The sequence below is a fragment of the Archangium minus genome, from assembly GCF_044360475.1.
Classification (GTDB): Bacteria; Myxococcota; Myxococcia; order Myxococcales; family Myxococcaceae; genus Archangium; species Archangium minus.
Window position 1 is genome coordinate 2,057,925 of the sequence record NZ_CP043494.1, and the last position, 14,173, is coordinate 2,072,097.

Genomic DNA, 14,173 nt, shown 5'->3' on the forward strand with positions numbered 1-14,173 from the left:
TCCAGAAGACCTTCTTGGCCTCCACCTGGAGGGTGTTTCAACCGAAGGGCTCTCGTCGTGTTGGAATGTCTTGCCCGTTGGCTCGTGGCTCCGGGCCACTCACTGCCCGAGCGACTGGGGCGGTGGCTTCGCGCTAAAGGCGGGCACGTAGCACTTGCCTTGGTATTCGTAGAGCACGTCCGGGCACGGGGCTTTCAACTCGTGAGGCGTCCAGCAAGCACCAATGATTTCCACCTCGGCGTAGCGGGTGCAGGGAGGGCGCTTCTGGCCTTTGAATGGCTCGCGCGGCAGCGGACGGGCGAGTACGGATTCTCCCGCGTCCGAGGTGTCCACGAGCGTCCCGCTGGAGAAGGGGTCCGGAGTCCCGGCTACCGTGGACACCTCGTCGCTCGTGAGGGCGGGCGGGGTGCTCGCCAGGGGCTCCGGGTCGCTCGGCGGTTGGGACACGGAGGCCAGATGCAACAGCGCGAACACCAGGGCACACACCGCGGCGGCGCTCGCCAGGCTCAGCCCCAGGCGCAAGAGAGGGCGGGGCTCGTCGGGAGAGGGAATGGCGCGGGCCATGCGGCGAACGCCCTCGAGCACCCCCTCGAAGGTGAACACCAGGGACTCCACCGATTGCTTCTCGGGGGACACGGCCCAGGGTGTCTGCTCTACCTCCATGGCGACATAGCGTGCCGAGGTCGAGGAACTGAAGAGCACCCGCCAGTCCTTCAGGGGCGCCTTGTCCTCCTCGGAGGGCTTGAGCACCAGGGTTGTGGCTTCGCTCGTCTCGTGCGTGGCCAGGTAGAGCTCTCCCTGACTGTCATCGGACTGCGGGACTTGCTCTTCGAGCCGGTACGGCCCCACCTGCTCCAACTCCTCCTCGCTGCTCGCCTCGGTCTTCTTCTCGTCCACGCGTGCTCCTCTCTGGCCTCTATGCCTGCTTGAAGCCCGAGGCGCTTGTTCGCATGGAGCCGAGCCCTTCTTCCAGGAGGTACTCGGTGCCGCGGGGGCGTCCTACTTGCCAGGTGCACGCTCGACCTCCGGACGAAGTGTCCCGTACGAAATGTCCTGGTCAGGGATACTGACGATTCGGCATGATCTTCTTCTGAGGGCCGCGTGACTCCAAACATTCACTACAAGGATCGAGAGATCGTAGGCGAGCGATTGGAACTGCCAAAGGGCGCGCTTTACTGGCTCGGGCCCAACCTCACGCTGCGCAACTGTACCCTTGTCATCAGCGTGGCCTCGCGCTGGCTCACCTTGATGTCGGGGCAGTTCATCGACTGCACCATCGAGGCGAAGGGCGAGTTGAAGAACAGGCGCTGGGCTCGGATGAATTTCAGGGGGTGCCGCTTCAAGGGCCGGTTTACCGGCAATGACTTCGGTTTTCGCGAGGACGATCTCGATAAGTGGCGGATCGGTGGGATTGCTGACTGCGACTTCTCGGAGGCGCGGCTCGACGCCTGCCGGTTCTACAACTGCGACATGAGCACGATTCGACTGCCGCGCAGTCGTCGCGGGCGTGATGTGCGCGCTGGCGAAGGCGTGGGCGCCAGACTGGGCCCTGGTCACGAGTGACGAATTGTCGGGGCTCGCGCTGTTCTCCGGTGCGAGTCGTCGGCCCGGGTGGGCGGGCGTGTTCGCGGGGCTGTGCGTGCTGACGCGCAACCAGGGCGCCTTCGTGGTGGCGGCTACGGCTCTGCTGGCTGCCTCTCGGGAGGAGGGCGGGGCACGGAGGCTGCGCGCCTTGCTCATCGTGGGAGCGCTCGGGGCGCTCGGGGCGCTGAGCTTCCTCGCGTTCGAGTACCTGGCCTCGGGCTCGCCGCTGGCGTTCCTCCAAGCTCAGAGCGGGTGGCATCGCGCGGACTCGGTGGCGGCCGTCTTCAAGACGTTTGTGTTCGGCAATCCCTGGCAGAGCACGCGCAGCCCGTACCTGTCCACTCGAGTGAACAGGTCCTGTCCTGAGGAGAGGACAGGGAGCGAACAGGGAACACCACAAGTCCTCGAAATTCCTGAAGTGCGGAGATGGCACTGCGGTTGCTCTAGGCCCGCGCAAGACCGCGAGGTCCTTTTCCTCATCCGAAAGCAACGCATGCATACCCTTTCCATCCGCCATCGACTGACTGGACTCCTCGTGTTGTCCCTCCTGGCCGCGTGCAACGCGCCCCTGGAGGAGCGCGAGGAGGGGCTCCCCACGAGCACGGGCACGAGCGCGCTGGCGCCGGCCAACTTCCTCTACCGTCAGGGCAAGCAGCTGTACCTCAATGGCGCGCCGTACCAGATGGTGGGCGTGAACGCCTTCCCGCTGACGGGCTGCGGCGCGGCGCCCAACGACGCGCAACTCGAAGCGTTCTTCGCCGGGCTGCGACCCAACGGGCTCACCCGCGCCTGGGCGTTCAAGCCTCAGGGCCTGGCGAACCTGGAGCGGGTGGTGGCCGCGGCCGAGAAGTACAACCAGAAGCTGATCCTCACCCTGGCTGATGGGCGCAGCTACTGCGGCGAGTGGGACGGCTACAACGGCTCGGACGGCAGCGGCAAGCAGAGCTCGTGGTACTCCAGCGGGTACAAGACCCACTATGTGCCCTGGGTGAAGCAGGTCGTCACCCGCTTCGCGAACTCGCCCGCCGTGGGCATGTGGGAGCTGATCAACGAGCCGGATGACGCCGGCAACATCACCACCCTGAAGGCCTTCTTCAACGACGTCAGCACGATCATCAAGCAGATCGATCCGAACCACCTGATCAGCTCGGGCTCGTGGGCGCCGTGGGCGTACGGAGGCCAGTCCGGGTTCCAGTTCATCCACGACGTGCCGAACGTGGACGTGGGGAGCCTCCACGAGTACGACTACGACTACAACAACGGCAACACCATCGTCTCGCCGCACTTCGCGCCCGCCATCAACGCGATGAACGCGCTGAACAAGCCGCTCATCGTCGGAGAGACGGGTATCAACGCCGCCGACAGCGGCTGCCGGACGAACCGCACCCAGCGCCGGGACGCCATGCGCCAGAAGTTCCAGCAGTACCTCGCGGGCGGAGCGGCGGGCGTCTTCGTGTGGACGTGGCAGGCGACGAACGTCACCGGCTGCGAGCTCAACTTCGGGCCGAACGATCCGATGCTCCCGATGATCCGTGACTACCCGCTGGCGTCGGTGCCTCCGCCTCCCACGGGAGACTCGGTGCAGCTCAATGACGGAGTGGTGGGCACGGGCCAGGAGCAGTTCGAGTACACCGGAACCTGGGAGGCGGGTACCGGCACTGGCAAGTTCCAGAGCGATGACCACTTCTCGAACACCACGGGCTCCTCCTATGTGGTGCGCTTCTCCGGCACGCAGGCGAAGCTGTACGGCTCGGTGGCCTCGCACCACGGCATCGCCTCGGTGTCGGTGGACAACGGCGCGGCGGTGGACGTGGACTTCTACTCCGCCACCCGCCAGGAGCAGAAGCTGCTGTGGACCAGCCCCGTGCTGAGCGCGGGCTCCCATACCCTCAAGGTCACCGTCTCCGGCCGCAAGAACGCCAGCTCGTCCGGATACGTCATCACCGCGGACCGCGTGGACCTGACACGGGCGACGCAGGGCGGCGATACCACCGCTCCCAGCGTGAGCATCACCCAGCCCACCGGTGGCACCGTGGCCGTGGGCAGCGTGACGGTGCAGGCCTCCGCCAGCGACAACATGGGCGTGGCGAAGGTGGAGTTGTGGGTGGACGGGGCGAAGCTGGCCGAGGATGACTCCTCGCCCTACTCCTTCACCTGGAGCGCCACCGCGGGCCAGCACGCGCTGGTGGCCAAGGCGGTGGATGCCGCCGGCAACGTGGGCACGAGCGCCACCGTCACGGTGACGGCCTCTGCTCAGACCGTGGTGGTGCAGCTCAATGACGGAGTGGTGGGCACGGGGCAGGAGCAGTTCGAGTACACCGGCACCTGGGAGGCGGGCACGGGCACTGGCAAGTTCCAGAGCGATGACCACTTCTCGAACACCACGGGCTCCTCCTATGTGGTGCGCTTCTCCGGCACGCAGGCGAAGCTGTACGGCTCGGTGGCCTCGCACCACGGCATCGCCTCGGTGTCGGTGGACAACGGCGCGGCGGTGGACGTGGACTTCTACTCCGCCACCCGCCAGGAGCAGAAGCTGCTGTGGACCAGCCCCGTGCTGAGCGCGGGCTCCCATACCCTCAAGGTCACCGTCTCCGGCCGCAAGAACGCCAGCTCGTCCGGATACGTCATCACCGCGGACCGCGTGGACCTCACGGCGCTCCGCTAGGCTCCCCCGAGCACGCCCTTGCCGCGAGCCATGCTGCTACACTTCGCCAGCATGCTCGCGGGAAGGGCTACACGGAAGATGCTGGGCACCGTGCTGGGGGGCTTCATGCTCCTGCTGCCGGTGCCTGGCGCCGCTGAGGACTGGTTCTCGGATGACTTCGAGACGGGAACCCTGCGCTCGTCGGATTCTCCCCCGGGCCGCTGGGACGAAACCCCTGTCAGTAGCTCCAACACCCTCGTCAGCGATGCAGCCGCCGCGCACCGGGGGCTGTTCGGACTGCTGCTGACGGACCGCTCCAGCACCACGGCCTTCCAGGCGAGCGCCGATGTGGCAAGGCCCGCCCTGACGTCGTCGTTCTTCTTCCGGACGTGGCTGCGCCTTCGCTCGGTCAGTACCTCCGGGGATGTGGTGCTCGTCCAGGCGCTTCCGGCGCTGGTGGAGCTGCGGATCGCCCGGCAGGACCCCGTCTGGGAGCTGGCCGTGAGGAATGGCTCGGGCCGGCAGTACGTCAGCCGGCGGACGCCGACGACGGAACCGGTGCAGGAAGACCGCTGGTACCTGGTCGAGTTTGGTGCCCGAGGGCTGGGAAGCCCTGCCGGACAGGCCTGGCTCTGGCTGGATGGCATTGAGGTCGGCTCCCTCTCCGGGCTCGACTGGCAGGACGAGGCCTATCAGCTGGAGCAACTCCGGGTGGGCGAGCCGTGGACGGACACCGGGAGCTTCGTCGGCTCCATCGACGTGGATGATGTGCGGGTGAGCGCCTCGCCCATGGCCAGCCGTTTGGAGTTGCGGCTGCAGGAGGCGAGGTCCGGCTGCATCGCCGTGGCGGTGTCGCTGCGAGCCTCCTCCGAAGGTGCGCTCGCGCCCGCACCGTACGAAGTGCCCGTGACACTCGGCATCCAGCAGGGGAGCGGGAGCTTCCACGCGAACGCGGGTTGCAAGGATGCTGCGGTGGGAGCGGTGCGCCTTCCCGCGGGCACCTCCGAGCGGCGGGTGTACTTCCGCCCGAGCGGCGCCGGTGGGCTGGCCACGCTGCGAGCGTCCCATCCGGACTTCCTGCCAGCCACGCTCACGGTGGAAGGAACCGGCAGCCCTGGGGAGCCACCGGATGGCGATGAGGCGGCGGGCCCATGGACAATGGACCTCGGGTGCTCGGCGGCCACGGGAGGTTTCGCGATGCTCCTGGGGCCCTGGGTGCTGTGGAGGCGACGGCTTCCACCTCGGACGACAAAGCCCCGCTGAAGGGCAGCCCCGCTGGCGGTGGAGTGCGCGCGAACTGGTATGACACAAGCGGACCAGTTGGTCCAAACCGCTCCCGGACCGCAGCCTCCCTCTCTCTTGCGCGTCCTGCTTGGGGTTTTCCATCGCCTCGTCTACGGGTTCGATTTCCGCCGCCTCCCTGTCAGAAGCACGCGAGCGGAGGGCGTGTCACGAATCCTTCCGTCGAGACGCGTGTGCCCCACCGTCCAACACCTCGGAGAGGGTCGTGGCCTGGAGGGCCCGGTCGAACCAGCTGTCGAGCGTGTCCATGTCTGTGCAGTCGAGGATGCGCTGCCGGGCTCCTTCGTCCACGTGAACCCCCCGTCGGGTGAGAATCCGCAGGATGTCCTCGGCACGTCCTCGGCTCAGTCCCCGCGCCAGACCCTCCTCCCTGCCTCGTGCCAATCCCTTCTCCAGGCCCTGTTGGCGTCCCTGCTCGATGAGTTCCTCGCCATAGCTCCGCATCAACTCCTCCGCTCGTTGCTCATCCAAGACTGAATGTAGCACCTGCCCCGCGGCGTCGTGGACGGCCTTGTCCCCAGTCCACAACAGGTAACGAATGACCACCACCAGGTGTTCGGCGCCCTCCGGAGCCGCATGCACTTGGGCGAAGAGGCTCACCCACTCCGGCAGCTTCCGCGCCAGTTCCTCGGTACGCCCGTAGCGCAGCACCAACCACGCCAGCCGGGCTAGCGGAGGACCGGGCCGTGCTTTCAGTGCCTCTTCTCGCTCGGCCGTCAGGTCATCGAGCAGGTATTCGAAGCTTGGCACCAGCGCTCGCCAGCGCTTCCGTTCCTCCTCTATTTCCCCAGGCAGTTCGAACAGGTCCTCCACCCGCCGCGGCGCAGTCCAGGCCCCCTCCGGCCCGTGGTACATCACCAGCGGGATGATGACCGGCAACAGTGAGCGCTCCGGGTGCTCCTGGCGCCAGCGCTCCACCTGGCGAACCACGTAGCGCAGCATCCTCAGCGCCATCCACCTGTCCACAGTGGACTGGTGCTCCAGCAGCACATACAGCAGCAATGAGCGGCCCGTACGCAGGCGGGCAGAGAAAAGCAGATCGCTCTCGGTCTCCCGCAGCTCTGGGTCCACCACACTGCTGGGCTCCAGGCGCAGACTCGACCAGTCCACCTCGGAGACGACATGGGCGGGCAGGACGGCACGCAGCTCGGCCTCCGCCCGCTCGGGGCGGCCAAAGGTATAGCGGGCGAAGAGGTCATGAGGTCCGGGCATGGCGCACGGCGCCCCAGCACGGAGCGGGCCAATTGCACCGTGCTGGGTGCCAGAAGGCCGTGTACGTCCGTGTTCGCCCCCCTTCGTCTCGTCGGCGAGACGCCATTCTCCGGGGAGGGTCCGCCAGCTGGCCTGCCCGAGTCGTACAAATCGTCTCGTACAAATCGTCTGACACCTTCTCGGTGGACACCTTCTCGGTGGCCGACTTGTGGGGGAGGTCCACTCGAACCGGGGCAGGCTCGGGACTACCAAGCCCAGGTGACGGGGGCCCCAAAGGGGTGGGCATATACAGGGTCACACGCGGGGATGCGTATTCCGGCGAAGTGGAACACTCGTTCCGGGCGAAGTGGAACACCCGTCCCGGCCATGTGGAACAGTCGGAGCGTCAGCGACGCTGGCCGGGGTTCACTTCGCCCCCTTCTTGGCCCGGGTCAAATTCCCGCCAGGGCTGCGCACCGACTCGCCCGTGAGCTTGAGCCAATGGGCGTTGTGCACCAACCGGTCGAGGCTCCCGCCGCTTCCAGTATGGGATTGTTGGAGGAGTTGGAACCCGAGGCCCGAGCAGAGGGGAGGCCTGCTTTGGGGACACGGGCCGTGCCCTGCTTGCTTGGAGCTTGGCTTGGAAGCCCTCAACGAGACGCTCGTCAGCAGGCATGCTTCTGTCGCCTCCCGGCCGGAGCTCCCACTGTCTCCTTGAGGAGGCATGCCATGAAGGAGAACGTCGGCAGCTGGGACCGCATCCTGCGCAGCATCGCCGGTCCAGGGCTTCTGGCCCTGGGCTACTTCCGGATGCGCGGTCGCGAGGGGCGGCTTCCGGGACTGGTCGCGATGATGGGCGGCGCACTCATCGCCGAGACAGCCATCACCCAGGTGTGTCCCCTCAACCGGATGCTGGGCCTCGACACGCGACGGGACGCACCCGGATGGGGATGACCAGCAAGGGGTCGAGCACGACCTGCGGCTGAGCAGCTTGTTCCATGGCTTGAGCGTCCACAGACATCTGTCACCCCCAACCCGAGCTTCGAGGAGGAGCCAACATGGATGGGACCCGGAGAAGTGACCCCGTCGTTCGTCGGTTGACGGTCCTCGTCATCATCCAAGGGGTGTTCCTTGCGCTGATGCTCGTCGCGGGACTCTTCGCCCTTCGAGCCCTGGCAGAGGTACGGCAAGCCGTGGGGCGCTTCCCCGGCGAGGAGCTTGGGCAGATGGCAAAAGCCCTCGAGCGCACGGACGACCTCGCGCGGCAGCTCACGGCGCGGCAGGAGTCGCTCGCCGCGGCGCTTGACCACAGGGCGGACCAGACGCTGGCCGAGATCAAGCGTCTTCGTCAGCGCCGTCAGGATCTCGCGGAAGTGAAGGGCGGACCTATCGACACCGCGGCCCAGGCCATCCAGATGACGCAGCTCATGGCGGACCAAATGTTGGTGATGCTCGACCACGTCGCCTGGTCCCAGAGGGGAATGGCACAGGCACTCAAGCCCCTGGAGGCCCAGCGCGAAGCCCAGGGGACCGGGGGCTCCGGGGCCACGGATGGGGCACCCAACGCTGGGGCTGGCCAAGGACAGAAGCCCGGGACGCGCTGACGCCCTGGGAAGCGGCGACGCTGGTGGCCCTGGGCTCAGAAGGGCATCCGCTGGGACAGCCGCGCTGTCACCTCCTGGGACAGGTCAGGTGACAACCGTGCCAGCCAATCGATGAGATGATAATCGAGTCCGATGAGGACCCGGGCGGAGTTGCGCCGGATGCCTTGGACGATGCGGCTCGCGACCCGGTCGGTGGGAATGGCTCGGCCGGTGATGAAGCGCGCCTCGGCCTGGCGCTGTAGCCCGTCTTGCCGGCGAAGCCCAGCAACCCGAAGGAGCTGCACAGGTTGACGATGTGCGCCTCGGGCTCGCGCCGCAGATGCGGCAGGAATGCCTTGCACCCATGGACCATGCCCCAGAAGTTCACGCCGAAGATCCAATCCAGATCCTCGAGTCCCACCTCCTCGAACCGGCCCGCCACCGACACGCCCGCGTTGTTGACAAGCAAATGCACATGCCCGTGGGCGGCGAGCACTTCCTCGGGCAGAGCCAGCATTCGCGCGCGATCGGCGACATTGGCGACGTGGAGGGAGACCGTCCGCCCGGTGCTGGCGAACTCGCCGCGGGCGCGCTCCAGGGCTTCTCCATCGATGTCCACCAGCGCCAGGTGGCAGCCTTCCCTGGCGAGACGGTGAGCCAACGCCTTGCCAATACCACTGGCCGCGCCTGTCACCACGGCGGTGCGATTCACGAGAGTATTCATGGAGCGGAGAATATCCCTCTTATGCGCTCCCAAGGGAATGGCGCGGGCCATGCGGCGAACCCCCTCGAAGCACCCCTCGGGGGACACGGACCAGGGTGTCTGCTCCACCTCCATGGCGACATAGCGCGCCGAGGTCGAGGATCTGAAGAGCACCGGCCCTGGCTGTCATCGGACTGTGGCACCTGCTTTTCGAGCTGGTACGGCGTACTGGCATAATCCAAGGCGGGCCAGCCTTGACCCTATGCACCCACGCTTGATTAAAAGGACGCGGTCATGCGTCTGCGAATGTGTAGCGCCCTTCTGCTCCTTCTCGCCGCCTGCGCGAGCGCGCCCGCCGCTCCGGCGATGCCAAGGCCCTACGCCTTCGTTCCGACTCCTTCCCCAGGCCCGAGCATCCGGTTTGTGTCCGCACCGATGGACCCAGTGCCGCCACCATCACAGATTGGAAAGACGGACTTGGCTCAGGCCGGGCGCTGCTATCTTGGGCGCGTAGTGACTTGGAGCCGCGTCAATGGGAGGCGTTGGATCGCAAGCTCACCGCAGCGGAACGGGCTTTCGAGCGCTTCTCCACTGCCACGAAGGCGGGCGGGCAAGCCGCCAAGGTGGTGAGGGGAGCGGAGGGTATTGCTCAAGCGGGCCGTGCCAGGACGTTGGCGGAAGTGCTCCCCCGGGTGGGCCCGTTGCTCGCGGCCCTCGTCCTGCTCTACCCCTCCAGCACCGCCCCAGCGGAGATCGACCGCCGCCCGGAGTGGATGGACGCTCAACGGGAGTACGAGGCGCGGCTGCGGGATGTGGCGGATGCCTCGCGGCAGCTCATGGTGGAACTGGAGACCCAGCCTCGTGCGAAGGCACCGGCCCGGGAGTCCTCGCCGCAGAAGCAGCCCGCGTCCGCCCTCATGGAGGAAGATGACCCGAGATGCAAGCCCATCCCATTGCCGCGCCACCTCGGCGGGCATGACCCGCACAACGAATGCGCCGACAAGATGCCGGGCAACACCTTCCCCGGTGGGGATGTGTACGTGAATGGGAAGAACTTCGACGCACTGCAACTGGCCACGCGCATGCTGTGGGAGGTCAAGACGGATGGATTTGACAAGCACAGTCGTCGTTCTCAACAATTTTTTATCGAAATGAAGCTACCGGAGATACAACGAGAGCGCAGGCTTGCAGAGGAGTGCGGTTACGAGTTTGCTGTCGGCGTTCGCAGCGAAGCGCACAAGACCGCGTTAAAGCGCGCGGATCCCACCCTTAAGGTTTTCGTCATGGATTGGTGCTGAGATGATGAGCGCTCCGACCGACCTTGGTATTGCGGTCTATGCACCCGCGCTCTGGCACGGCAATGAGCGACCTCTCGCCATCATCCACGGGATGGAACGTGCACTTCCGGGCTTGCGTCTGGGATGGACTACTTCCGGGAAGGAAGACCTTATTCCATTGCCTTACCGCGATGAATGGGTCGCGGCAAAAAGCACGGACGGAGGATTTCCGTTTCTCTGCAACGATGACGATGAGCACCTCGTGACTCTTGCCGGCTCGGAAAACCCGAATGGCCTTGCAGCAGGGAGCCCACCGCATTTTGAAGTCCGTGCAACGCTGCTACTCGATGCTTCAGGCATCATTGCGGCAGTGGATGTACTGGACGCCGTAGCGGAGGGCGCACGCGCGTTCTGGGGGCACGCGACGCCGTTCAACGCGGCTGTGGAGATCGCAGAGCAGACGAGTCCCACGTTGGAAGGACCTCCGCGCCCTCCCCGGGGACTGCCAGCGCTCAATCTCCCCAAGAAAATCCGTTCGCCAGAAATTCCGCATCGCCTCGGATGGCTGAACTATTGGTCGCCCGCTGCCGCAGAAGCCATCGGGTTTCCGGACCCGGCCCGCGACGCGGAACTGCTCTCGCGGGCGCGGCGCACGCCATCGGGTGGGTGGGTCGTGCCGCTCACGGATGCGCCGCTCGACCTGGACAACCCCGCCCACCTCGACGCGCTCAAACGGGCCTACGAGCGCTTCCCGGAGATCGGCGGGCGCACAGCACCCTGAGGTTCGGCACAGCGCGCGGGGAGCAGCTGGGGAGGTGTCAGAGGACTGCGTAGTAGTTGGACACGCGCCCGAGTTGCCGTTGCACGAACGGTTTCCACCGCACCCCCGAAGTGACCTCGTCGTATTGGAATGTCTTGCCCGTCGAGAGGGGCTCCGGGCCACTCACTGCCCGAGCGACTGGGGCGGTGGTTTCGCGCTGAAGGCGGGCACGTAGCACTCTCCTTGGTACTCGTAGAGGACGTCCGGGCACGGGGCCTTGAGCTTGTGCGGCGTCCAGCAAGCACCGATGAGTTCCACCTCGGCGTAGCGGGTGCAGGGAGGGCGCTTCTGGCCTTTGAATGGCTCGCGCGGCAGCGGACGGGCGAGCACTGATTCTCCAGCGTCCGTGGTGTCCACGAGCGTACCGCTGGAGAAGGGGTCCGGAGTCCCGGCTGCTGTGGACACCTCGTCGCTCGTGAGGGCGGGCGGGGTGCTCGCCAGGGGCTCCGGGCCGCTCGGCGGTTGGGACACGGAGGCCAGATGCAACAGTGCAAACACCAGGGCACACACCGCGGCGGCGCTCGCCAGGCTTAGCCCCAGGCGCAAGAGAGGGCGGGGCTCGTCGGGAGAGGGAATGGCGCGGGCCATGCGGCGAATGCCCTCAAGCACCCCCTCGAAGGTGAACACCAGGGACTCCACCGATTGCTTCTCGGGGGACACGGCCCAGGGGGTCTGCTCCACCTCCATGGCGACATAGCGTGCCGAGGTCGAGGAACTGAAGAGCACCCGCCAGTCCTTCAGGGGCGCCTTGTCCTCCTCGGAGGGCTTGAGCACCAGGGTTGTGGCTCCGCTCGTCTCGTGCGTGGCCAGGTAGAGCTCTCCCTGACTGTCATCGGACTGCGGGACTTGCTCTTCGAGCCGGTACGGCCCCACCTGCTCCAGTTCCTCCTCGCTGCTCGCCTCAGTCTTCTTCTCGTCCACGCGTGCTCCTCTCTGGCCTCTACGTCTGCTTGAAGCCCGAGGCACTTGTTCGCATGGAGCCAAGCCCTTCTTCCAGGAGGTGCTCGGTGCCTCGGGGGCGTCCTACTCGCCAGGTGCATGCTCGACCTCCGGACGAAGTGTCCCGTACGAAATGTCTTGGGCAGGGGGTGGACGATTCGTCGTGGGGCGACGCTGCTGGTGCTCTGAGCCGTTGTTCCATGGGTGGAACGGTTCTTCCAGCCCGTCCCATCTAATCAAGGCCACCGTTTGTCTCTACCTTGAGCAACGTCAAACACGCCGCACCGAAAAGGAAGACGAACATGGCTAACGCAATCTGGAACATCGACACGACCCACTCCGGCATCCACTTCTCCGTCCGCCACATGGTCATCGCGAAGGTGCGCGGAAGCTTCCGCTCGTACAGCGGGACGGTGGCGCTGGATGAGCAGGACATCACTGCCTCGTCGGTCTCCGTGCGCATCGAGACGGCGAGCATCGACACCGGTGTCGAGCAGCGCGACACGCACCTGCGCTCGGCGGACTTCTTCGACGTGGAGAAGTTCCCCGCCATCACCTTCCAGAGCACGAAGGTGGAGAAGTCCTCGGGCAACGGCCTCCGGGTGACCGGCAACCTGACCATCCGCGACGTCACCCGCGAGGTGGTGCTCGAGGCCGAGCAGCTCGGAATCGGCAAGGACCCCTGGGGCAATGTCAAGGCGGCCTTCGAGGCGAAGACGTCAGTGGATCGCCGCGACTTCGGTTTGCAGTGGAACCAGGCGCTGGAGACGGGCGGTGTCCTCGTGGGCGAGAAGGTGGAAATCACCCTGGAGCTCCAGGCGGTCAAGGCGCAGCAGGGCGCCGAGAAGGCGGCGTGAAAGCCTGGGCGGTGCCTTGTTCCGCGGGGATGGGCAGATCTGCTGCGTCTACACATTGCCCGGCATACGTAAAAGTCCCTGAGCCCGCTTTCAACCTCGCCCTGCTACTCGGACCGCGTGCTGGGTAGACACACCCACGGCTGGCCAGGTTGGTTACGCCCACAAGCGAAGCCCGGCTCACAGACCTGAGGTCCCTCTGGTGAGCACGCCTTGCGGCACTGGAACAAGGAGCAGACTGAGTCTTCGGGGCAGGGAGGCGTACTCCGGCCACATCGGCGCAGACACTGCATCCAGATGCGTCCCGGGGTTGACGTATAGGTATTCCGGGTGCAGTGCAGCCCCTGGGGACAAGGATTCAGCTCGCAGTCCTGGCCGTAGACCGTCATGCAGACGGAGCCATGCCCTCCCATCAAGGAGACGCAACGCTGGCCAGCGGGGCAGGAGCGGCCCTCGCAGGTGGGCACGCAGGAGGGGGCGTGATCCCCCTCCTTGCAGACGTACCCCTCGGGACAACTGGAGGGCTCATCCAGACGGCAGGGCCGGCCACAGAAGCCCGAGCAGATGAGGCCCTTCTCACAGCCGTCTACGAGAAGGGCGGGAAGCTCCTCGCAGAGCTCGCTCTCCTTGCGGCTGCCTTGCAGCGAACAGGCGCGGATGAAGTCCTCCTTGTTGCTGGCTCTCAGGGTTCTGCAGGCGAAGTCCTCCGGACAATCCTGGTCGATCTCGCACGTGCTGTCCGTGCAGTACTGGCGTCCCGTCCGCTTGTTGTGGAAGCAGCGGAGCTGCGACTCGCAATCCGCATCCGTGCGGCAGTCCTGCTCGTAGGTATGAAGGCTCTGACGCACCTGCGGCGCGAGCATGGGCACGAGGAGGTGTCCCGCGGGCGGGGAGGGCCGTGCGCCGTGGTGGGACATGGCAAGGTAGACAAGCCCCAGCAAGGGCAGCGGCAGCAGGAGGATGCCGAGCAGGCCCGGGAGAACCGTGCGCCATTTCATCCGCCCACCCTCATGGCTTCGGCCTGGGAGGGTAGCACTCCAGCGGGCATTCGTTCTGCTCGATGCGCGGTCTGATCCAGAAATCCTCGCCGCATTGTTCCCACCACTCCTCATCCTCGAGCGTGCAGTTCCGATTCGATAGGTACTCCCGCATGTCCTTGGCCAGGGCCTTGTCGATGGTTCCCCCTCGCCCCCATGCATGAGGACAACCCGTCTCCAGCACGAGCAGCGGAACCAGCATCAGCAGCCTTCTTGGCATCGTCCCCTCCCAGAGCTCA

Annotated in this window: 14 protein-coding genes; 8 read left to right on the plus strand and 6 right to left on the minus strand. The window is 66.1% G+C overall.

The features are described from left to right. Positions 1-99: 99 nt before the first annotated feature. Positions 100-897 carry a hypothetical protein gene (locus tag F0U60_RS08455; protein WP_395816358.1) on the minus strand — a complete coding sequence of 266 codons (798 nt, stop codon included), beginning with the start codon at positions 895-897 and terminating at the stop codon, positions 100-102. A gap of 204 nt (positions 898-1,101) precedes the next feature. Here F0U60_RS08455 and F0U60_RS08460 point away from each other — a divergent pair, with 204 nt between their 5' ends. Genes F0U60_RS08460 through F0U60_RS08470 form a run of 3 tightly spaced genes read left to right on the plus strand, consistent with a single transcriptional unit; the run spans position 1,102 to position 5,491 of the window. Continuing rightward, positions 1,102-1,563 carry a hypothetical protein gene (locus tag F0U60_RS08460; protein ID WP_395816361.1) on the plus strand — a complete coding sequence of 154 codons (462 nt, stop codon included), beginning with the start codon at positions 1,102-1,104 and terminating at the stop codon, positions 1,561-1,563. Positions 1,564-1,567: 4 nt separating this feature from the next. Continuing rightward, entirely contained in the window at positions 1,568-4,249 is a 2,682-nt protein-coding gene (locus F0U60_RS08465) for an Ig-like domain-containing protein (RefSeq protein WP_395816363.1), read from the plus strand. A gap of 30 nt (positions 4,250-4,279) precedes the next feature. Then, the gene (locus tag F0U60_RS08470; RefSeq protein WP_395816366.1) at positions 4,280-5,491 is read left to right on the plus strand and encodes a hypothetical protein; all 1,212 of its coding nucleotides are present in this window, start codon (positions 4,280-4,282) and stop codon (positions 5,489-5,491) included. 186 nt (positions 5,492-5,677) lie between these two features. Here F0U60_RS08470 and F0U60_RS08475 read toward each other — a convergent pair whose 3' ends face one another. Beyond that, a complete protein-coding gene (locus tag F0U60_RS08475; RefSeq protein ID WP_395816369.1) occupies positions 5,678-6,742 on the minus strand; it encodes an Rpn family recombination-promoting nuclease/putative transposase in 1,065 nt (354 codons plus the stop codon). A 708-nt stretch (positions 6,743-7,450) separates the two neighbouring features. Between F0U60_RS08475 and F0U60_RS08480 the strand changes: the two genes are divergently transcribed. Together F0U60_RS08480 and F0U60_RS08485 are read left to right on the plus strand one after the other, a co-directional pair. Next, positions 7,451-7,675 carry a DUF2892 domain-containing protein gene (locus F0U60_RS08480; protein ID WP_395816373.1) on the plus strand — a complete coding sequence of 75 codons (225 nt, stop codon included), beginning with the start codon at positions 7,451-7,453 and terminating at the stop codon, positions 7,673-7,675. A 104-nt stretch (positions 7,676-7,779) separates the two neighbouring features. Further along, positions 7,780-8,325, plus strand: a complete 546-nt coding sequence (locus F0U60_RS08485) for a hypothetical protein (protein WP_395816376.1) — start codon at positions 7,780-7,782, stop codon at positions 8,323-8,325. A gap of 67 nt (positions 8,326-8,392) precedes the next feature. Here the strand turns inward: F0U60_RS08485 and F0U60_RS08490 are convergent, their stop codons facing one another. Next, positions 8,393-9,028: an SDR family NAD(P)-dependent oxidoreductase gene (locus F0U60_RS08490; protein WP_395816378.1), complete on the minus strand. Its 636-nt coding sequence runs from the start codon at positions 9,026-9,028 to the stop codon at positions 8,393-8,395. Between the two features lie 497 nt (positions 9,029-9,525). Here F0U60_RS08490 and F0U60_RS08495 point away from each other — a divergent pair, with 497 nt between their 5' ends. Together F0U60_RS08495 and F0U60_RS08500 are read left to right on the plus strand one after the other, a co-directional pair. Further along, complete coding sequence (locus F0U60_RS08495; protein WP_395816380.1) at positions 9,526-10,305, plus strand: DUF6310 domain-containing protein; 780 nt, start codon at positions 9,526-9,528, stop codon at positions 10,303-10,305. Between the two features lie 4 nt (positions 10,306-10,309). Next, a complete protein-coding gene (locus tag F0U60_RS08500) occupies positions 10,310-11,065 on the plus strand; it encodes a DUF5953 family protein (protein ID WP_395825136.1) in 756 nt (251 codons plus the stop codon). Positions 11,066-11,227: 162 nt separating this feature from the next. Here the strand turns inward: F0U60_RS08500 and F0U60_RS08505 are convergent, their stop codons facing one another. After that, the gene (locus F0U60_RS08505; RefSeq protein WP_395816384.1) at positions 11,228-12,025 is read right to left on the minus strand and encodes a hypothetical protein; all 798 of its coding nucleotides are present in this window, start codon (positions 12,023-12,025) and stop codon (positions 11,228-11,230) included. Positions 12,026-12,345: 320 nt separating this feature from the next. Between F0U60_RS08505 and F0U60_RS08510 the strand changes: the two genes are divergently transcribed. Next, on the plus strand, positions 12,346-12,900 hold the full coding sequence (locus F0U60_RS08510) for a YceI family protein (protein ID WP_395816387.1): 555 nt from the start codon (positions 12,346-12,348) through the stop codon (positions 12,898-12,900). Between the two features lie 104 nt (positions 12,901-13,004). On the opposite strand, the gene F0U60_RS08515 is transcribed toward F0U60_RS08510, so the two are convergent. Beyond that, a complete protein-coding gene (locus tag F0U60_RS08515) occupies positions 13,005-13,895 on the minus strand; it encodes a hypothetical protein (RefSeq protein WP_395816389.1) in 891 nt (296 codons plus the stop codon). Positions 13,896-13,905: 10 nt separating this feature from the next. After that, on the minus strand, positions 13,906-14,154 hold the full coding sequence (locus F0U60_RS08520; RefSeq protein ID WP_395816392.1) for a hypothetical protein: 249 nt from the start codon (positions 14,152-14,154) through the stop codon (positions 13,906-13,908). Between the last annotated feature and the right edge of the window lie 19 nt (positions 14,155-14,173).